The following is a 20,164-nucleotide window of genomic DNA, read 5'->3' on the forward strand; positions in this document are numbered from 1 at the left end:
CACGGGCTCCTGTGTTGACGGTAATCGGATGCGCGGCGATTAGGCGGGGGACGGCCGTAAAGCAACCTATGCGGCCTGTTCCCAGCGGCCGGAATCGTTCTGCTTCCAGTAGCGGCGTTCGACGTCGTCGCGGTCGGCGAGTCCTTTCCAGGCGAGGCGGGCTTCGCGGATCGCTTCGTCGTCGAAGATGTGGAAGGCTCGGTCAAAGGTTAGGATAAGGTCACGCCAACGTCCGTCTACCACCGCGACGTTGCGGGCGGCATTTGCGGGGGCGGTTTCCTGGATGTCTTGAGCGATTAGAATGGGTTGGGCGGTGTCGTCGCTGCTGCCGGCCTGGGCGTGCGGGAGGAAGCTCTCCGGTGCGTAGGACCAGAGCAGGCGGTCGAGCACGACGCGTTGTTCTTCGGGTTCGGCTACGATCAGGAGGCGGCCGCCGGTTTGGACGACGCGCTCGGCGATGCGTGGGAGGACGCGGTCGAGGGGGCTGGTTAGGTGGTAGAAATCGACCTGCATACTTTCCATCCCCCTGCCCAACCCACTTAGTCATCCTGACGAAAGTCAGGATCCAGAGCCACGGAGCGCATCGTTTGGTATCCTGGATCCTGACTTTCGTCAGGATGACGCCGGGGGGAGTTTCCCCTCGCCTAACCCCACCCGCAAGCGGGAGGGGAATTCTTGCGTTCAGCCTTCGAAATTGTCGGCGACGAACTGGTCGAGCAGGCGGACGCCGTAGCCGGTTGCGCCCTTGTCGTGGTTCGTCCCCGGCTTGTCGGACCAGACCATGCCGGCGATGTCGAGATGCGCCCACTTCACGCCCTCGTCGACGAAGCGCTTGATGAACTGCGCGGCGGTGATCGAGCCGGCGCCGCGGGGGCCGACGTTCTTCATGTCGGCGATCGGCGAGTCGATCAGCTTGTCGTAGGCGGGCGACAGCGGGAAACGCCAGAGCGTGTCGCCGGTGGTCTTGCCCGCCGCGATCAGCTGGTCGGCGAGCGCGTCGTCGTTTGCGAAGATGCCGCCATTCTCGGTACCCAGCGCGACGATCATCGCGCCGGTGAGCGTAGCGAGATCGACGATCGTGGTCGGCTTGTGCGCCTGCTGCACCCAAGTGACGCAATCGCAGAGCACGAGGCGACCCTCGGCGTCGGTATTGAGCACTTCGATCGTCTGGCCCGACATCGAGGTGATGACGTCGCTCGGACGGAGTGCCGCGCCGTCGGGCATGTTCTCAACGAGCCCCATCACGCCGACGACGTTCGCCTTCGCCTTGCGGCTGGCGAGCGCCTTCATCGCGCCGGCGACCGCGCCTGCGCCGCCCATGTCCCACTTCATGTCTTCCATGCCCGCGCCGGGCTTGATCGAGATGCCGCCCGAATCGAACGTCACGCCCTTGCCGACGAACGCGAGCGTCGGCGCATCGGACTCTGCCCCGTTCCACTTGAGCGCGAGGATGCGGGCTTCACGGCGCGAGCCCTGGCTGACGCCGAGCAGCGAGCCCATGCCGAGCTCGGTCATCTGCGCTTCGTCGAGCACGGTGATCTCGAGCCCGAGACCTTCGACGTCCTTCGTCACCTTCTCGACGAAGCTCTCAGGGTAGACGACATTCGGCGGCGAGGTGACCAGCCAGCGCGTCAGGTCGAGACCGCCGGTGACCGCGGACGCTTCGGCCCAGACTGCGTCGGTGCCGTCGGGCGCGCCGGCGATGGTGATCTCGGTCAGCGTTGGCTTCGACTTCTCGGCGAGCTTGGTGCGGTACGTGTCGTAGCGCCATGCGCGCTGGGCGGCGGCGGCGGCGAAGTGCGCGGCAGCCATTGGGGTCGGCGTGGCACCGGCCGAGAGGTCGGCGACGACCGACGTCGCGCCCGAGGTCAGCAGGCGCGCGGTGATCGCACCGCCGGCCTTCTCCCAATCGGCGGTCTCGCCGGCACCGACTCCGACGAGCAGGACCTGCCGAACCGCGCCGTCGACCGGCACGAACAGCTCGACGACCGACCCTGCTTCACCTGCAAAGCGTGCCGCAGACGCCGCACTGGTCGCCACTGCCTCGACATCCCCGCCGATCGCGCTCCACGTGATCTTTGCCACGCCGTCCTTTGCAACGGGGACAGCGAGGATCGGGGCGTTGGCGGGAACGGTCGGGGCGAAGACGATCTGCATGAAGAAACCTCGGGGAGCTTTTGAACTATAGGATGGGCTTGGCTCTAAGTTGATGCCGCGGGTACGGCAAAGCAAGGTGGCGGCCTGTCATCTCACGGCGATTGCAGCGAAGCGCCGGTGATGCGATAGGCGGGCGATATGGCGGCAAACGGCTGCCCAGTGCCAAAGGGGTTGGTTCGGATCGTGTTGCGTATCGACCTTTTGACGGGTTGCGCCCTTTCGCTCGCGTTGGCGACCGGGATCGCGACTGCGCCTGCCCAGGCCCAGGATTTCCAGAACCGCCCGGTCGCGCCTCCGGTGCAGGACCCGCCCGTCGCCAACGCGTCGACCGCGACGCCGGCCGAAGACCAGGTGCAGTTCAGCTCGACCGCGCTGGAGTACAACACCAACACCGATATCGTCACCGCGACGGGTGAAGTCCGGATGTTCCGCCAGGGCAGCCGGCTGCGCGCCGACAAGGTCGTCTGGAACCGCAAGACCGGCAAGGTCGTCGCGACCGGCAACATCGCGGTCACCAATCCCGAAGGCGACATCGCGTACGGCGACGAGATCAACCTCACCGATTCGCTCAAGGACGGCGTGGTCGACAACATGCTGGTCGTGCTCGAACAGGGCGGACGGCTTGCGGCCAAGCAGGGCACGCGCGACGCCGACGGCACGGTCAATTTGAAGACCGCCGCCTACACGCCGTGCAGCGTCACCAACACCGCCGGGTGCCCCAAGGAACCGACGTGGAAGATCACCGCGGTCCGCGTCACCTATCGCCCCGAGCGGAAACGCATCTTCTACAAGGGTGCCCGGCTGCACCTGTTCGGCCTGCCGAGCCTGCCGCTGCCCGAATTCTCGAACCCGGTCGGTGGCGGCAGCGACAGTGGTCTGCTCTCGCCCAACGGAGGCTATAGCCGCGTCAACGGCGTCGAAGTCAGCGTCCCCTATTACTGGAAACTCGCCCCGAACCAGGGGCTGGTCATCACGCCGCATATCTACAGCAGCGTGCTGCCGATGGCGCAGGTCGATTATTCCGCGCTCAACTCCAAGGGCGCGTTCAAGGTGCGCGCCTATGCGACCGAAAGCCGGCGCAGTGACGATCTGGCAACCGCTAACACGGCCGACACCAGCATGGCGTTCCGCGGCTATATCGACGGCATGGCGCGCTATCAGTTGACGCCGAACTGGACCGCGAGCGGTTCGCTGCGCCTGACGACCGACCGGACGTTCCTGCGCCGCTACGACATTTCGCGTGACGACCGGTTGCGCACCACGGCGAGCCTGGAGCGGATCGACGACAGCAGCTATTTCTCGCTAAGCGGCTGGTACGCGCAGACGTTGCGCGTCGCTGACATCCAGGGACGGCAGCCCATTGCGCTGCCCGAAATCGATTATCGCAAGCGGTTCGACGATGGCGTCGTCGGCGGTCGGTTCCAGCTCCAGCTGAACACGCTCGCGCTGACCCGTACCGATGGCCAGGACACGCAGCGCGCATTCGCCAGCCTGCAATGGGATTTGCGCCGCTTCACGAACTGGGGTCAGGAAGTCACCTTCACCGCGTTCGCGCGTGGCGACCTGTACAATAGCAACGAGATCAGTTCCACGATCCTCAGCTATCAGGGATTCGGCGGCTTCCGCCAGCGCGCCATCGGCGCGGCCGCGGTGGACGTGAAATGGCCGTTCATCGGCACCTTCCTGGGCGGAACCCAGCGATTCACGCCGCGCGTCCAGTTCGTTGCGGCGCCCAAGGTCGCCAATATTTCGTTGCCGAACGAGGATTCGCGCGCGGTCGACCTGGATGACACCAACCTGTTCTCGCTGAACCGCTTCGCCGGCTATGACCGGTTCGAGGATTCGTCGCGTGTAACCTATGGTGGCGAATGGGCGCTCGACCTGCCGGGAATCGCGTTCACGACCAACGTCGGCCAGAGCTATCGTGTCGACCAGCGGCCGACCATCCTGCCCGACGGTACCGGCCTCAGCGACCGGTTCTCCGACATCGTCGGGCGCAGCGAGCTTCGGTTCCGCGACTTCGTGTCGATCGTCCACCGCTATCGGCTGGACAAGGATGGCTTCGCGATCCGTCGCAACGAACTCGACGCGACGATCGGCTCGCGCGCTACGTATGTGCTGGTCGGGTACCTCAAGCTCAACCGCAACATCGATGCCTCGATCGAGGATCTGCGCGACCGCGAGGAAGTCCGCGTTGCCGGCCGGGTGCAGTTCGCACGGTTCTGGTCGGCGTTCGGCTCGGGCGTGGTCGATCTTACCAATGCGTCAGAGGATCCTCTCTCCCGCAGCGACGGCTTCACCCCGATCCGCCATCGGCTAGGCGTGCAGTACGAGGACGACTGCCTGCGTCTCGGCGGGACCTGGCGGCGGACGTACAACGACACCGGCGACGCGCGGAAGGGCAACAGCTTCCTGTTGACGCTGGCCTTCACCAACCTCGGCCGCTAAGCCCGCGTTCAGCTACTTTGAGGCAAACGTCGCCGGATATGCGCCGTCATGGCAATGACGGTGCGGATTACGGCGTGCGATGATGGGATACCGACACTTGAAGCATGATGTTCGACTGGCGGCGCGTGGCGGCCGTGTGATCGGTTCTGTGGTTCTGGCTGCGCTGGCAGCAGGCGCAATCGCCCAGGCGGTGCCACCCAAGGGCGCTCAGGGCAGGCGCTCGCGACCGGCGTCGGCCCAGGCTGTCCCGGCCAAGACCCCGCAGTCTCAGTCTCAGCCTGCGCCGGCGCAATCGGCTCCGGGCCAGACGGTCCCGGATCAGAGCGTGCCGGACAATACCGGTCTCGACATCCCGACCAACCTCCAGATCTTCGGCAAGGTCGATCCCAACGTCCGCAAGCCGACCGCGATCGTCAATGATACGGTCATCACCGGTACCGACGTCGACCAGCGCGTCGCCCTGGTGGCAATGGCGAACGAGGCGAAGCTGTCGGCGGAGGATCGCGAGCGGCTGAAGCTCCAGGTGTTGCGCCAGCTGATCGACGAGACTCTCCAAATCCAGGAAGCCAAGACCGCCGATATCACGATCACCCCGGCCGAGCTGACGCAGAGCTATGATGCGGTGTCGAAGCGCTTCAACCGCACGCCGGTCGCGATGCGCGCGTTCCTGCGCGAGTCCGGGTCGTCCGAGCGGTCGCTGAAGCGCCAGATCGAGGGCGAGCTCGCCTGGCAGCGCTATCTGCGTCGCCGCGTCGAGCCGTTCGTCAATGTCGGCGACGAGGAGGTGAAGTCGATCATCGACCGTCTCCAGGCGGCCAAGGGCACCGACGAGTTCAACCTCAAGGAAATCTATCTCGCGGCGACGCCGGCGAACAGCCAGCAGGTCTATGCGAACGCCAAGCAAATCCTGCAGGAAATCCAGAAAGGCGCGCAGCCGTTCGAATATTTTGCGCGCCAGTTCTCGGAAGCATCGACGCGCGCCGTCGGCGGCGATCTTGGCTGGATTCGCGCAGCCACGCTGCCGGCGCAGCTGGCCGAAGCCGCGACGACGATGCAGGTCGGCCAGGTTGCCGGACCGATCGAGGTCTCGGGCGGCTATTCGATCCTGTACCTGACCGACAAGCGGCAGGTGCTGACCGCTGATCCGCGTGATGCCAAGCTCAGCCTGAAGCAGCTGACGCTGCGCTTCCCGCCGAATACCAACCAGGCGCAGGCTTCCGCGCGCGCGCAGGCGTTTGCCAAGGCGACGCAGGAGTTGCGTGGCTGTGGTACCGTCGAGAAGGTCGCGGCCGGGATCGGTGCGGATGTGGTCGACAACGACACCGTCCGGATCCGCGATTTGCCGCCGCAGCTCCAGGAAGTGATGCTCAAGCTTCAGGTCGGCGAGTCGAGCCCGCCGTTCGGGTCCGCCGAACAGGGCGTTCGCGCACTGGTGCTGTGTGGCCGCGACGAAGCGGCTGGTGGGTCGGTGCCGAATTCCGAGCAGATCCAGGGTCAGCTCGAGCAACAGCGCGTCAACCTGCGCGCCCAGCAGAAGCTGCGCGATCTGCGGCGTGACGCCGTGGTCGAATATCGGTGATCGGATCGTGACCCGCATCTCGCCGCTGGCGGTGTCGATGGGCGATCCTGCCGGGATCGGGCCCGAGATCATCGCCAAGGCGTGGGATGCGCGCGAGACGCATGCCTTGCCGCCATTCGTGGCGGTCGGCGATGCGCGGGCGATCGAACGGGTCTGGGGCGGCCCGATTGCACGAATTGCCGATCTGAGCGCGGCGGCCGCGGTGTTTGGCGAAGCATTGCCGGTGCTGACTGTGGGCGACGCGGGGGCGATCGTACCGGGCGAGCCCGATGCGGACGGCGCGCGCTGTGCACTGCATTCGCTTGAGCTGGCGGTCGGTCTCGTTCGCACTGGCGCGGCGCGTGCGCTGGTGACCGGTCCCGTATCGAAGTCGCAGTTGTACGCGATCGGCTTCAGCCATCCGGGGCAGACCGAGTTCGTCGCCGAGCGCTACGGCGTCGCGGGCGACAATGCGGTGATGATGCTCGCGGGACCTTCGCTGAAGGTGGTGCCGATCACCACCCACGTGCCGTTGAAGGACGTATCCGCGTTGCTGACGGTCGACCTGATCGTCGCCAAGGCGCGCGCGACCGCCCGCGGGCTGCTGCGGAACTTTGGGATCGAGAACCCGCGGTTGGCCTTTGCGGGATTTAATCCGCATGCTGGCGAGCAGGGCGCGCTTGGCCGCGAGGAAATCGAGATCATCGCCCCGGCGATCGCGATCCTGCGCGAGGAAGGCATCGATGCGACCGGACCCTTTGCCGCCGACACGATGTTCCACCCGCGGGCGCGTGCGACCTACGATGTCGTCATGTGCTGCTATCACGATCAGGCGCTCGTGCCGCTCAAGACGATCCATTTCGACGAGGGCGTGAACATGACGCTGGGGTTGCCGATCGTGCGGACCTCGCCCGATCACGGCACCGCGTTCGCGATCGCCGGCAGGAACCTTGCCGAGCCGGGCGCGATGATCGCGGCGATTGCGATGGCGGGTGAAGCGGCCGGCCGACGCGCGCAGACCGCTGCGCAGTCGTGAGCGATGCGGTGACTGAGTTGCCACCGCTGCGCGAGGTGATTGCGCGCTATGGCTTGAACGCGAGCAAGGCGCTCGGGCAGAATTTCCTGTTCGACATGCAACTGCTCAAGCGGATCGCGGAGGTGCCAGGTGATCTTCAGGATGCCGAGGTGCTCGAAGTGGGGCCCGGCCCGGGCGGCCTGACGCGCGCATTACTCGCGGCAGGTGCGCGCGTGACGGCGATCGAGCGTGACCGGCGGTGTATTCCTGCGCTGGCGGAGCTTGGCGAGGCGTATCCGGGGCGGCTGCGGGTTATCGAGGGCGACGCGATGGAGGTCGACGCGCCTGCGCTGTTCGAGGGCAAGCCGCATATCGTCTCGAACCTGCCGTACAACATCGGAACGGCGTTGCTGGTCGGGTGGCTGTCGACGTCGTGGTTGCCGTGGTGGCAGTCGTGCACGCTGATGTTCCAGAAGGAAGTCGCCGAGCGGATCGTCGCGAAGACCAACGACGACCATTACGGGCGGTTGGCGGTGCTGGCGCAGTGGCGCTCGACCGCGCGGATCGCGATGCCGGTGCATAGGTCGGCGTTTACGCCGCCGCCTAAGGTGATGTCGGCGGTGGTGCATCTGACTCCGGTCGAAGCGCCGGAGGGGGTGAACTTCGCGGTGCTGGAGCGACTTACGGGCGCGGCGTTCGGGCAGCGGCGCAAAATGCTCCGGCAGAGCCTCAAGAGCGTGCCGGGCGCGCTCGATGCGCTGGAGCGGATCGGGGTGGAGGCTACGCGGCGGGCGGAGACGCTTTCGGTTGCCGACTTCACGGCGTTGGCGAACGCTGTCGGCTCCCCGGTACGGACCTAAGCGGACTGTATTCGACGTAGGACCATGGTGCACCACCCCGGCGTAGGCCGGGGCCCAATTGGAGAGGTGGAAGTAACCTCGCACCGTCCACATTTAGCACCGTTCCCCAATTGGACCCCGGCCTACGCCGGGGTGGTGCATGGGGTGGATCCGCTGGTAGCTCAGTCCTTGGCGGCGATTGGTGTCTTCTCGACCTGCGCCGTTGCGATCGGCGGGCCCTTTGCGATCACCGCCGCGAGTTGCGTCGCTTCGGGGCAGACACCCTTGCAGAGCGTGCGGATCTTCACGAGATTATCCTTCGCGCGGACCACGGCGCCCTTGGCGACCAATGCCTCGCCCTGCCCCTTCAACGCGGCGACGTCGTTCGGTTCGAGCAGCAGCGCCTCGCGGTAGAGGCGGATCGCCTTGCCTGGCAGGTCGCGGGTTTCGGCGACGCGCGCGAGCAGGAGGAACGCGCCCCGGTTGCGCGGATCGACCGCGACCGACGTTTCGAGCACATCCGTCGCGCCGTCGAGGTTGCCGGCCGTCATCAGCGAACGCCCTTGCGCCAACAACTGCATCGAGCGCGCGTCGATCTGGGCGTCGGGGCGTTGCCCGCTGAGCGAAGTCGACACGCATACGACGGTCAGCGCGGCGGCAAGGGCAACGGACGAAAAACGCATCATCGTCTCCAGGCGGGATACAGGTTTGGCCGTGAGTTGAGCCATAGGTCGGCTGGCTAGCACGCAGCCCGGAGGCGCGCGACAAAAAAGCCGTCGGTGCCGTCACGGCCGGGTTCCAGGCGGACGCCGTGGCCGTGCTTCGCGCCGGCGGGGAGCGTCAGGGCTTCCGTGGTCCAGCCGGGGTGAGCGTTGAGGAACCAGCTGACCTGGTCCGTTCCTTCGGCGTCGAGCAGCGAGCAGACGATATAGACGAGCGCGCCGCCGGGCTTGACCAGCGTGGCGGCCACGGAGAGCACTTGCTGCTGTGTCGATTGCAGCCGCGAGACGCGGTCGGGGGTAAGCCGCCAGCGCGCCTCGGGATTGCGCCGCCATGTGCCGGTGCCCGAGCAGGGGGCGTCGACCAGTACGCCATCGGCGCGACCGGCCCATTCGCTGAGCGCCTCGATCTCGCGCGTCGGATTTAGCAGGCGGCTCTCGACGATCGTCGCGCCGGCGCGGGTTGCGCGCGGGGCGAGGCGCGAGAGGCGGTTGCGGTCGGTGTCGCAGGCGAGGATGACGCCTTCGTTCTTCATCGTTGCGGCCAACGCGAGGGTCTTGCCGCCCGCGCCTGCGCAAAGATCGACGATGCGTTCGCCGGGTTTCGCCTGCATTGCCAGGCCGACGAGCTGACTGCCTTCGTCCTGCACTTCGAGCGCGCCTTCGTTGAAGAGCGGGAGTGCTTCGACGTTGGTGCCGGTCGGGAGGCGGATGCCGTCGGGGGCGTGCGGGGTGGCTTCGGCGTCGGGAAGTGCTGCGAGGACGGTCGCGCGATCGGCGATCAGCGTGTTGACGCGGAGATCGAGCGTGGCGCGGCCGGCTAGATCGGTCAGTGCGGCGCCGTCTAGGCCGGATGCGCGGAGGGCCTTGCTGAGCCACTGCGGGGCGACGCCGGCGCGGGCTCGGGGTTCGTCCTTGGCGATCGGGGCGGGCGCGTGGGTGGAGCCGTCGAAGGTTGCCGCCACTTCCGGATCGGCGTCGGCGACGAGGAGCATCGCGGTGCGGCCGTTTTCGGGGCGGTCTCCGGCCTTGCGGATCGCGGCGTAGACGAGTTCGCGGACGGCGCGGCGGTCCTTCGAGCCGGCGTAGCGGCGGGTGGCGAAATAGCGGGCGATCAGCGTGTCTGCTGCTGCGCCGGACTCGCGGGCGGCGGCGATGATCTGGTCGAGGAGCTCGATCGCGGCCTGGGTGCGTGCGGGAGGAGTCACGTGTTGGCCCCCGTCTTCGCGGGGGTTCCGGGGGAGGCTTGGTAGGAAGTGTTCGTCATCATCCCCTCCCCTAGCCCCTCCCGCGGGCGGGTGGGGAATAATTTCGGGGCTTGGCTTCGGAGCCCGGTCGCGGGCGGGACTCGGCCCTTCCCCCCGTCATCCCGGCGAACGCCGGGACCCATGGTTGCGGTTTGGGTGGTGGTTGCACGCCACGGCAGGTTCGCCGTGTCCGTGGGTCCCGGCGTTCGCCGGGATGACGGAGAGAGGTGGCAGCGATCTTTTGCGTCCTTCCTACCACGCGCGTTCCGCACCTACGGAGTGGCCCGAGCACAAAAAGCATGTTTCCCCGCGAAGGCGGGGATCCAGACTGGGCTCCCGCCTTCGCGGGAGAACAACGAGGAGCCGGACCAAGCTCTCACCAATTATCCACGTCTTACCGAGTCGGGTAGTTCGGCGCTTCCCGCGTGATCGTCACGTCGTGGACGTGGCTCTCCATGAGTCCGGCACCCGTGATCTGCACGAACTCTGCGCGCGCCTGGAGATCCGGGATCGTTGCCGAGCCCGTATACCCCATCGCCGCCTTGATACCGCCAACCAGCTGGTGAACGACATCCCTTGCCGGGCCCTTGTACGCGACCTGCCCCTCGATGCCTTCGGGCACGAGCTTCAGCTGGTCCTTGATGTCGCCCTGAAAATAGCGATCCGCCGAGCCGCGGCCCATCGCGCCGACCGAGCCCATGCCGCGGTACGACTTGTAGGCACGGCCCTGATACAGGAACGTCTCGCCGGGTGCCTCGTCGGTGCCTGCTAGCAGCGAGCCGATCATTACGGTCGAGGCGCCCGCCGCGAGTGCCTTGGCCATGTCGCCCGAGGTGCGGATGCCGCCGTCGGCGATCACCGGCACGCCGGCCTTGTGGCCTGCCTCGGCGCAATCCATCACTGCCGTCAGCTGGGGCACGCCGACGCCTGCAACGACGCGGGTGGTGCAGATCGAGCCGGGACCGATGCCCACCTTGATCCCGTCCGCGCCCGCACCGATCAGTGCGCGCGTCGCTTCGCCTGTGGCGACGTTGCCGGCAACCACCTGCACCGAGTTAGACAGCTTCTTCACCCGCTCCACCGCACGACCGACGTCGCGATTATGGCCGTGCGCGGTGTCGATCACGATCAGGTCGCAGCCGGCGTCGACCAGCTGTTCGGTCCGGTCGAAGCCCTTGTCGCCGACCGTCGTCGCCGCGGCCACACGCAGGCGGCCCGCCTCGTCCTTGGTGGCATCGGGGAACATCACCGCCTTCTCGATGTCCTTGACGGTGATCAGACCGACGCAGCGATACTGCGCGTCGACTACCAGCAGCTTCTCGATGCGGCGGGCGTGCAGCAGGCGGCGTGCCTCTTCCTTGCCAACTTCGGTCGAGACGGTGGCAAGGTTCTCATGCGTCATCAGCTCGCTGACGGGCTGTTTCGGATCGCCCGCGAAACGCACGTCGCGGTTGGTGAGGATACCGACGAGCTTGCCGTCCGCTTCCACTACCGGGATGCCGCTGATCCGGTGGCCGGACATGAGGGCCTGCGCCTCGCCGAGAGTCGCGGTCGGCTTGATCGTGATCGGGTTGACCACCATGCCCGACTCAAACCGCTTGACCTGACGGACCGCGATGACCTGCTCCTCGACGGTCAGGTTGCGGTGGAGCACGCCGATGCCGCCGAGCTGTGCCATCACAATGGCCATGTCGGCTTCGGTGACGGTGTCCATCGCGGACGAGAGGATCGGGATGTTGAGCGCGATGCCGCGCGTCAGCTGAGTCCGGGTATCGGCCTGGCTTGGCAGCACGTCCGATTCCCCCGGATACAGGAGGACGTCGTCGAAAGTGAGGCCGAGGCGGATATCCATGAGAGCTGCCGTTCCTGGGTGTGAGGTGGCGCGCCATGTAACCAAAGCGCGCCCGTACGGCTAGGCCCTGTCGCGCGCGACGTGCTATAGCGGTGCGATACACGGATGGGGATGTTCGATGGGCTTGACCGTTGCCGCACTCTTATTGGCGCTGGTGCTGCTGTACCTCTTCACCAGCATCAAGATCGTCCACCAGGGCTATCAATACACGATCGAACATTTCGGCCGCTTCACCACGGTCGCGCGGCCCGGCTTCAATTTCTATCCCGCGTTCTTCTACCGCGTCGGGCGGAAGGTGAACATGATGGAGCAGGTGATCGACATCCCCGGCCAGGAGATCATCACCAAGGACAATGCGATGATCTCGACCGACGGGGTCGTGTTCTTCCAGGTGCTCGACTCGGCGAAGGCGGCGTACGAGGTGTCGGACCTGTACCAGGCGCTGTTGCAGCTCACGACGACCAACTTGCGCACGGTGATGGGGTCGATGGACCTCGACGAGACGCTGTCGAAACGCGACGAGATCAACGCGCGGCTGCTCAACGTGGTCGATCATGCGACGACGCCGTGGGGGGTGAAGATCACGCGCGTCGAGATCAAGGACATCCGCCCGCCCGCCGACATCGTCAACGCGATGGGCCGCCAGATGAAGGCCGAGCGCGAGAAGCGGGCCAACATTCTGGATGCGGAGGGTTCGCGCGCTTCGGAGATCTTGCGCGCCGAGGGGCAGAAGCAGGCGCGGATCCTCGAGTCCGAGGGGCGCAAGGAATCGGCGTTCCGCGATGCCGAGGCGCGGGAGCGGGCGGCGGTGGCGGAGGCTTCGGCGACGCGGGCGGTGTCTCAGGCGATCGAGGAGGGTGGCGCGCAGGCGATCAACTACTTCATCGCGCAGAAATACGTCGAGGCGATCGGCAAGTTCGCGACCTCGCCCAATGCTAAGACGATCCTGTTTCCGGTCGAGGCAACGCAGTTGATGGGGACGCTTGGCGGGATTGGCGAGCTGGCTAAGGATGCGTTGCGCGACGCGACCGCGTCGCCGCCGGCCAAGCCCGAGCCGCGGAAGGGGCCGTTCGAGCTGCCGAAAAGCTGATGGACGTGATCGGGGCGGCTGGCGCGTGGCTGATCGCGGCGTTGGTGCTGGGAATTGCCGAGCTGGCGGTGCCGGGGGTGTTCCTGGTGTTCCTCGCCATCGCTGCGGCGGTGACGGGGGTAGCGGTGTACGTGTTGCCGGATCTGCCGGTGGCGGCGCAGTTGGCGGCGTTCGGGGTTTGGAGCGCGGTTACCGTGCTGATCGGGAAGCGCTGGTACCGGGATTATCCGGTCGAGGGCGGGGATCCGATGTTGAACGATCGGTCTGCGCGGCTGGTGGGTATGGTTGTGGTCGTGGAGACGGCGCTGGTCGGCGGGCGTGGGCGCGTGCTGGTGGGCGACGGAAGTTGGCCGGCTCGTGGCGAGGATGCGGTCGTTGGGACGCGCGTTCGGGTAACGGCGGTTGTCGATGGCGAAGTCGTGGTCGAACCCCTTTGAACCCTCTCCCCTCAGGGGAGAGGGAAGCCGCGTAGCGACGAGGGTGAGGGCACGCCGTACCACGTGCCCTCACCTTCCCACCCGACTTCGTCGTGTGGGCCCCTTCCTCTCCCCAAGGGGAGAGGAGTTTAGGCCGACTCTTTCACCTTTGGCGCCGCTTGCCGGACACCCTCGTCGACATGCTCCGCGAATTGGGCGAAGTTTTCCACGAACAGGTCGACCAGCTTGGCTGCGGTCGCATCGTATGCGTCCTTGTCAGCCCAGGTCGTCCGCGGATCGAGGATCGCGCTGGCGACACCCGGCACGCTCACGGGCACCTGGAAGCCAAAATTGGGGTCGGTCCGGAACTCGGCATCGTTCAAGCTCCCGTCCAGCGCCGCGTTCAGCAAGGCCCGCGTCGCCTTGATCGGCATGCGGTTGCCGACGCCGTATTTGCCGCCGGTCCAGCCAGTGTTGACCAGCCAGCAATCGACGCCGCCCTTCGCGATCCGCTCCTTCAACAGATTGCCGTACACCGACGGATGCCGCGGCATGAACGGCGCGCCGAAGCAGGTCGAGAAGGTCGCATCGGGCTCGGTGACGCCGATCTCGGTCCCGGCCACGCGAGCGGTGTAGCCCGAGAGGAAATGGTACATCGCCTGGTCGGGCGTGAGCTTGGCGATCGGCGGCAGCACGCCGTACGCGTCCGCGGTCAGCATCACGATGTTGCGCGGCACCGGCCCCATGTTCTCGGCCGACGCATTCGGGATGAAGTCGATCGGATACGCACCGCGGCTGTTCTCGGCGAGCGTGTGGTCGTCGAGGTCGAGCAGGCGCGTCGCCGGGTCCATCACGACGTTCTCCAGCACCGTGCCGAACCGCTTGGTGGTCGCGAAGATCTCCGGCTCTGCGTCGGCGGAGAGGCGGATCATCTTGGCATAGCACCCGCCTTCGAAGTTGAAGACGGCGGTGTCGGACCAGCCATGCTCGTCGTCGCCGATCAGCGTGCGGCTGGCATCGGCCGAGAGCGTCGTCTTGCCGGTGCCCGACAGGCCGAAGAATACCGCGGTGTCGCCGTTCGCGCCCATGTTCGCCGAGCAATGCATCGGCATCACCCCGGTCGGCGGGAGGAGGTAGTTGAGCAGGCCGAACACCGACTTCTTCATCTCGCCGGCGTACTTCGTGCCGCCGATCAGGATCAGCTTGTCGGTGAAGTTGACCGCGATCACCGTCTCGCTGCGGCAGCCATGACGCCCAGGATCGGCGCGGAAGCTCGGCAGGTCGACGATCGTGTAGTCCGCGACGAAATCCTTCAGCGCAGCCTGCTCGGGACGGACCAGCATCGTCCGGATGAAGAGGTTATGCCACGCCAGTTCGGTGACGACGCGGACGTTGACGCGGTGGTCGGGCTGCGATCCGCCGTACAGGTCCTGCACGAAAAGCTCGTCCTTGGCGGCGAGCGCAGCGAAGAAATCCTCCTTCAGCGCGGCGAAATGCGTGGGCTCCATCGCCTTGTTGCTCTTGCCCCACCAGACGGTCACCTCGGTCTCGGCATCACGGACGATGAACTTGTCCTGCGCCGAGCGACCGGTATGCGCGCCGGTCTCGACGACCAACGGGCCGTCCGCGGACAGCGTCCCCTCGTTCCGCTCCAACGCCGCCTCGACGAGTTGCGCGGTGACCAGGTTCCAGTGCAGATTGGCGCGGGTTTCGATCCCCTGCGCGGATAGGCCGACGGCCGGAATACGCTCGTTCGACACGGCATCTCTCTCCTCAGATTTTCGCATACGTATGTATGTCGTTGGGTCCGGCTGTACGGGGCACAGTTTCGCCGGTCAAATGGGTCGCGCAAACCCGTTCAAGGCTGCCAAGACCGTTCGATTTCAACCGGTTCTTCCGTCATGGGTACGGTAGGTTGCGCCTGGCCGCTGCGGATCCGCGCCGTTCAGCACGAAGGCGACGGGGCGCGGTGTAGATATGGTTTCTGGGGTCTGCCTCGCGTGCCCATCAATCGGCTTTCCATGCGAAGGCAATTATCATACCACGATGTCAATCGTTTGCAGGACCGTACCGGACCATGCGGCGGAAGGGGAGCGGGATATGCGGAAGACGGGATTGGTCCTGGCGTCGGGACTCGTGGCGGCAATATGCGCGACGGCCGCGCAATCGAAGGTCACTGCGCCTGCGGGTGCGAGGATCTTTCGATTGGACGGCGCTGGCGTGACCTACGCGATGGGCGTCGACGAGAAGGGCTATCTGCAGCCGCTCTACTGGGGGGCGCCGCTCGCGGCCGGCGATCCACTCGTCGCCACTGATCCGGTCAAGAGCGGGGATCCGGTGCTTGTGAAAGCCCCTGGCGAGCTTTCCGGGTTCGACCCGGCAGGGTCGGTCACGCTGCAGGAATATCCGGGACAAGGCGAAGGCCTCGTCAACGATCCCGGCATCAAGGCGCTGTTCGAGGACGGTAATCGCGACCTCGTCCTCAAATATCGCTCTCATTCCGTCAAGGGCGAGACGCTGATCGTCGAACTGGCGGACATCAGACGCCCGCTGACCGTAACCCTCCGCTATACGATCGACCCGAAAACCGGGGTCCTCGCGCGCTCGGCATCGGTGCGCAACGGCGACCGTCGCCCGGTACGGGTCGATCAGATCGCCTCCGCGGTGTTCACGTTGCCCGTCGGTGACGACTATCGCCTTCACTATCTCACGGGGCGCCATGCCGCGGAATGGCAGAAGAAGGACGTCCCGATCACCCCTGCCCTGACCGTGCTGGAAAGCCGGCGCGGTTCGACCGGCCATGGCAACAACCCTTATTTCGCGATCGGCAAGGAAGGCCTCACCAGCGAGGACCATGGTCCGGTCTGGTACGGCGCGCTCGCCTGGTCGGGGTCGTTCCGGATCAGTGTCGGCCAGGACAATCTCGGCCGTGTTCGCCTGATGGGCGGATATAATCCCTATGATTTCTCATGGACCTTGAAGCCCGGCGAAACGCTCGAAACGCCAATCTTCTACGCCGGTTATTCCAACGCCGGCATGGGCGGCGCCTCACGCAATTTCCACGAGTTCGAGATCGGGCACATCCTTCCGGGCGGCGTCGATAAAAAACCGCGCCCGGTCGTCTACAACAGCTGGGAAGCAACCGCGTTCGACGTGACCGAGGCAGGCCAGGAAGCGCTTGCTCAAAAAGCCGCACGGATTGGGGTCGAGCGGTTCGTCGTCGACGATGGCTGGTTCGGTGCGCGGAACAGCGACAAGGCCGGGCTTGGCGACTGGACGGTCAACCGGACCAAGTTCCCGAACGGGATGAAGCCGCTGATCGACAAGGTCCACAGTCTTGGCATGGACTTCGGCCTGTGGGTCGAGCCGGAGATGGTGAACGTCGACAGCGACCTGTATCGTGCGCATCCCGACTGGGTCCTGAACTTTCCCGGACGCCCGCGTACCGAGGGGAGGAACCAGCTGGTGCTGAACCTCGCGCGGAAGGACGTACGCGATCATCTGCTCGGCGTTCTCGACACGCTGGTCAGTGAGAACGACATCGCGTTCCTCAAATGGGACTATAACCGCAACTGGACCGAGGCGGGCTGGCCCGAAGTTCCGGTGCAGGACCAGCAGCGGGTCTATGTCGACTATGTCCGCAACCTGTATCACATCTTGTCCGAGTTGCGGCGTCGACATCCCAAGCTTGAGATCGAAGGCTGTTCGGGTGGCGGCGGTCGCGTCGATCTCGGTATCCTCGGACTGACGGACGAGGTGTGGCCGTCGGACAATACCGACCCGGCGGACCGGCTGATGATCCAGGACGGCTTCACCCAGGCCTATCCCGCGGCGGTGATGATGGCGTGGGTGACCGACAGCCCCAATTGGGCGAACACGCGGACGACGTCGCTGGACTACCGGTTCCTGTCGTCGATGCAGGGCGGCCTCGGCATCGGCGCCAACCTCGACAAATGGCAGCAGGAAGACTTTACGACGGCTGCCAAGTGGGTCGCCGCGTACAAGACGATCCGGCAGACCGTGCAGCGCGGCCAGCTCTACCGTATCGATCCGCCCTCGAACGACAACGCGTCGTCTGCGACGATGTACGTGTCGCAGGACAGTCGGCAGGGCATCATGTTCCAGATGCTGCATTCATCGATGTGGCGCGACAATCCGGCACCGAACCATCCGCAGGGCCTCGATCCGGCCGCCACCTACCGCGTGTCGATTCTCGGCGGCGGCGCGTTGCCCGACGGCGTGCCGACGCGCGCGAGTGGCGCATACTGGATGGAACACGGCCTTCGAGCACCGCTCAAGGGCGACTTCGTGGGGGTAGCCTTCGTGTTCGACGCAGTGCGATGAACCCAGCGCGATGGTCGTCGATCACGCTCCGGGTGATCGACGACCGTCCGGTTCTAGTCAGAACGCCGCCAATCCGTCGTCGTGCGATAGACGCGTGATGCGCAGCCGTTGCCGGCCACCGGCATTGTGCAGCTGGCACAGTCGTTCGACCTGCACCAGCGACGCGGCGAGAAGCGTCGCGGAGGCGAGCGCGCCCGAGCGGTGCATGCGCGCAACCTCGTCATCGGATAGCTGCATGAGCGGCTCGGTACCGATCGTGTAGAGCCCGTCGATGACATGCTCCTGCCCGTCGTCGCTTTGAAGCACGAGGTTGAGCGGGCGGATCAGCCGCTGCGTCGCATAGTCGTCGATCACCGCGCGCGCCGCAGCGATATCGGCGATGAGATGCTCCAGCGCCGCTGTGATGCCCGCCAAGACCGGCGATGGCTCCCCGTCCTGGAATAGCGGATCGCCCGAGCTGCCGATCGCCGGATCGTCCTTGACCACCGCCAGCCCTGCGACGCCGTTCGGGTCCAACCGGAACCCCGTCAACTGCAACGCCCGGGGGCAATAGGTCGCATGGAAGTGGCAATCGTGAACGAACAGATTGACCGGCTCGACCAAGCCGACGAGCGCGACCAGATTAAATTGTCCGGTGTTGGCATCCTTGGCAAGGCAGAGCGGCATGTCCGCCGCAGCGAGCGCAAGTTCGGACAGACCGATCTGCACGATGCGTCGCGACGGACCGACGACGGTCGGATCGAAACGGAGCGCACCGTGATCGGCGCGATCTAACGGACGGACGCGGCTCATACCCGTTGCAGCCCGTGTTTGCGTACCGCCCGCAGGAGATCGCGGTGGCGCGGCAGTTTGCTCGTCAGTTCGGCACGAACGCGCGCGTTACGCGCCACCAGCGTGGCGACCAGCTTGCCGTCGGCGGTGACGGGTTCGCCGCGATAGCTACTCCCGAAGCGCATGCCGTGAAGAACATACTGATAGCTCGGCCAGGAAAACACTTCCCGCGCGTGGGCGAAATCCTGCGCGGCGGGAGAATGGTGCGTCCAAAGCTCGAGCCGCTCCTGCAACCCGTCGGGCATCGACGACACGGCGGCATGATCGCGCCAGAAGGCAGTGTCGCGCCGCTGCGTGATGACATAATGGAGCTTGAGGAACTCGATGATCCGTTGCCAGTGATGGCTGAACGTCTCGTTGAACTGTCGCGCGATCGCATCCATCGTCGATCGCGTCTGCGGCAATCGGTCGACCAGCGCATCGAGCGAGGTCTCGATCAGCATCAGTGCAGACGCCTCGAGCGGCTCCAGGAACCCTGCCGACAGGCCGATGGCGACGCAATTGTTCTGCCAGAACCGCTCACGATGTCCTGGATCGAACGCGATCCGACGAACTGGCAGCGCGTCCGACGCCGGGCCGACGTACCGGCGCAACGCCGCCTCGGCCTCGTAGTCGCTGGTATAGGCGCTGCTGTAGACATGACCGACGCCGCGGCGGGTCCAAAGGCCGATGTCCCAGATCCAACCCGCATCCTGCGCCGTGGAAATGGTATGGCAGGCGATCGGATCGTCCTCGCCCTGATACGGGACCTGCATCGCAAGCGCGCGGTCGGCGAACAGGACGTCACGGCAGCTGCGGAAGGGGACATCGTAGACGCCACCGATCAGCAATGCAGAAAATCCGGAGCAATCCACGAACAGGTCGCCCGCCAAGATGCGTCCGTCGGCCAGTTCGACGTTCCGTATGTCGCCGTTGTCGGCCAGGTTTGCGCGCGCGACGTCGCCGATCACGTGCTCGACGCCCAACGAACCAACCGCATGATCGCGCAGCAAGGTCGCGAATTTGCCCGCATCGAGATGATAGGCGTAATTGGCATGGCCGCCATATTCAGGCGCGGTGATCGTCTTCGGTGCAAGCCCTGCGTCGCACAGCGCCGACTGGTAATCCACCCAATCGGCAAAGCTCGCCCCATCCGCGTCCGTCTCCGCTTTCGCGTCTGGCAGACCGAGCCAATAGGGGGCAAGGTCGACATCCCCTGCCCCCGCCGGCGGGTTTAGTGGATGGTAATAGGCGTCATCGGCACTCCCATCGGTCCAGCCCACGAACCGCGCGCCCTGTTTCAATGCGACGTCGCAGGAGCGGATGAACGTGGTTTCGTCGATCCCGATCTTGCGCAGCGTGTTGCGCATCGTCGGCCAGGTTCCCTCGCCAACGCCGACACTCGGTACGGTGGCGGACTCGACGAGCAGGACCTTGATCCCGCTACCCAAGCCGACGGATCGTGCCGCAAGCCGACACGCTGTCAGCCAGCCCGCGGATCCACCACCAACTACGACTATGGTCCGGATCATGCCTCGCATACCCTCGGCGTTCGACATCTCGTCTCCAATCTTATTTACGGCGCGCACCGCTATTTTTCTTGATTGTATTTATAAGATAATACTGTAGCAATCGATTTAAATCTGCCCAATCGAGGCGGGTCGGGAAC

General features: G+C 65.7%; 15 protein-coding genes. 7 read left to right on the forward strand and 8 right to left on the reverse strand.

The genetic code is table 11. The features are described from left to right. Positions 1 to 66: 66 nt before the first annotated feature. Entirely contained in the window at positions 67 to 513 is a 447-nt protein-coding gene (locus tag O6X71_RS04335) for a DNA polymerase III subunit chi (protein WP_353464610.1), read from the reverse strand. Between the two features lie 168 nt (positions 514 to 681). Then, positions 682 to 2,157, reverse strand: a complete 1,476-nt coding sequence (locus O6X71_RS04340) for a leucyl aminopeptidase (protein WP_353464611.1) — start codon at positions 2,155 to 2,157, stop codon at positions 682 to 684. A gap of 183 nt (positions 2,158 to 2,340) precedes the next feature. Here O6X71_RS04340 and O6X71_RS04345 point away from each other — a divergent pair, with 183 nt between their 5' ends. The 4 genes from O6X71_RS04345 (at position 2,341) to rsmA (ending at position 8,038) form a co-directional block, all read left to right on the forward strand. Then, entirely contained in the window at positions 2,341 to 4,605 is a 2,265-nt protein-coding gene (locus O6X71_RS04345) for an LPS-assembly protein LptD (RefSeq protein WP_435368440.1), read from the forward strand. 79 nt (positions 4,606 to 4,684) lie between these two features. Next, positions 4,685 to 6,184 (forward strand): peptidylprolyl isomerase, encoded by a 1,500-nt coding sequence (locus O6X71_RS04350; RefSeq protein WP_435368441.1) that lies wholly within the window; start codon positions 4,685 to 4,687, stop codon positions 6,182 to 6,184. A 7-nt stretch (positions 6,185 to 6,191) separates the two neighbouring features. Beyond that, the gene (gene pdxA / locus O6X71_RS04355; RefSeq protein WP_353464614.1) at positions 6,192 to 7,199 is read left to right on the forward strand and encodes a 4-hydroxythreonine-4-phosphate dehydrogenase PdxA; all 1,008 of its coding nucleotides are present in this window, start codon (positions 6,192 to 6,194) and stop codon (positions 7,197 to 7,199) included. Positions 7,200 to 7,207: 8 nt separating this feature from the next. Further along, positions 7,208 to 8,038 (forward strand): 16S rRNA (adenine(1518)-N(6)/adenine(1519)-N(6))-dimethyltransferase RsmA, encoded by an 831-nt coding sequence (rsmA, locus tag O6X71_RS04360; RefSeq protein WP_353464615.1) that lies wholly within the window; start codon positions 7,208 to 7,210, stop codon positions 8,036 to 8,038. A 161-nt stretch (positions 8,039 to 8,199) separates the two neighbouring features. Here rsmA and O6X71_RS04365 read toward each other — a convergent pair whose 3' ends face one another. From O6X71_RS04365 to guaB, 3 genes are all read right to left on the reverse strand, one after another. Next, on the reverse strand, positions 8,200 to 8,700 hold the full coding sequence (locus O6X71_RS04365; RefSeq protein WP_353464616.1) for a tetratricopeptide repeat protein: 501 nt from the start codon (positions 8,698 to 8,700) through the stop codon (positions 8,200 to 8,202). 56 nt (positions 8,701 to 8,756) lie between these two features. Then, positions 8,757 to 9,944 (reverse strand): RsmB/NOP family class I SAM-dependent RNA methyltransferase, encoded by a 1,188-nt coding sequence (locus O6X71_RS04370; RefSeq protein WP_353464617.1) that lies wholly within the window; start codon positions 9,942 to 9,944, stop codon positions 8,757 to 8,759. Positions 9,945 to 10,377: 433 nt separating this feature from the next. Next, positions 10,378 to 11,835, reverse strand: coding sequence for an IMP dehydrogenase (guaB, locus tag O6X71_RS04375; protein ID WP_056048837.1), 1,458 nt, complete (start codon positions 11,833 to 11,835; stop codon positions 10,378 to 10,380). Positions 11,836 to 11,953: 118 nt separating this feature from the next. Between guaB and O6X71_RS04380 the strand changes: the two genes are divergently transcribed. Then, positions 11,954 to 12,925, forward strand: coding sequence for an SPFH domain-containing protein (locus O6X71_RS04380; protein WP_093397470.1), 972 nt, complete (start codon positions 11,954 to 11,956; stop codon positions 12,923 to 12,925). Then, positions 12,925 to 13,362 carry an NfeD family protein gene (locus O6X71_RS04385; protein ID WP_353464618.1) on the forward strand — a complete coding sequence of 146 codons (438 nt, stop codon included), beginning with the start codon at positions 12,925 to 12,927 and terminating at the stop codon, positions 13,360 to 13,362. The genes O6X71_RS04380 and O6X71_RS04385 overlap by 1 nt, the downstream gene beginning before the upstream one ends. 128 nt (positions 13,363 to 13,490) lie before the next feature. Here O6X71_RS04385 and O6X71_RS04390 read toward each other — a convergent pair whose 3' ends face one another. Then, positions 13,491 to 15,101 carry a phosphoenolpyruvate carboxykinase gene (locus tag O6X71_RS04390; protein WP_353464619.1) on the reverse strand — a complete coding sequence of 537 codons (1,611 nt, stop codon included), beginning with the start codon at positions 15,099 to 15,101 and terminating at the stop codon, positions 13,491 to 13,493. Between the two features lie 340 nt (positions 15,102 to 15,441). Here O6X71_RS04390 and O6X71_RS04395 point away from each other — a divergent pair, with 340 nt between their 5' ends. After that, positions 15,442 to 17,685 carry an alpha-galactosidase gene (locus O6X71_RS04395; RefSeq protein ID WP_353464620.1) on the forward strand — a complete coding sequence of 748 codons (2,244 nt, stop codon included), beginning with the start codon at positions 15,442 to 15,444 and terminating at the stop codon, positions 17,683 to 17,685. A gap of 57 nt (positions 17,686 to 17,742) precedes the next feature. Here the strand turns inward: O6X71_RS04395 and O6X71_RS04400 are convergent, their stop codons facing one another. Together O6X71_RS04400 and O6X71_RS04405 are read right to left on the reverse strand one after the other, a co-directional pair. Further along, the gene (locus O6X71_RS04400; protein WP_353464621.1) at positions 17,743 to 18,477 is read right to left on the reverse strand and encodes a SapC family protein; all 735 of its coding nucleotides are present in this window, start codon (positions 18,475 to 18,477) and stop codon (positions 17,743 to 17,745) included. Beyond that, complete coding sequence (locus O6X71_RS04405; protein WP_435368442.1) at positions 18,474 to 20,027, reverse strand: tryptophan halogenase family protein; 1,554 nt, start codon at positions 20,025 to 20,027, stop codon at positions 18,474 to 18,476. Before O6X71_RS04405 ends, O6X71_RS04400 begins: the two co-directional genes overlap by 4 nt. Positions 20,028 to 20,164 lie beyond the last annotated feature (137 nt).

Source organism: Sphingomonas faeni, assembly GCF_040407505.1.
GTDB lineage: Bacteria > Pseudomonadota > Alphaproteobacteria > Sphingomonadales > Sphingomonadaceae > Sphingomonas > Sphingomonas faeni_E.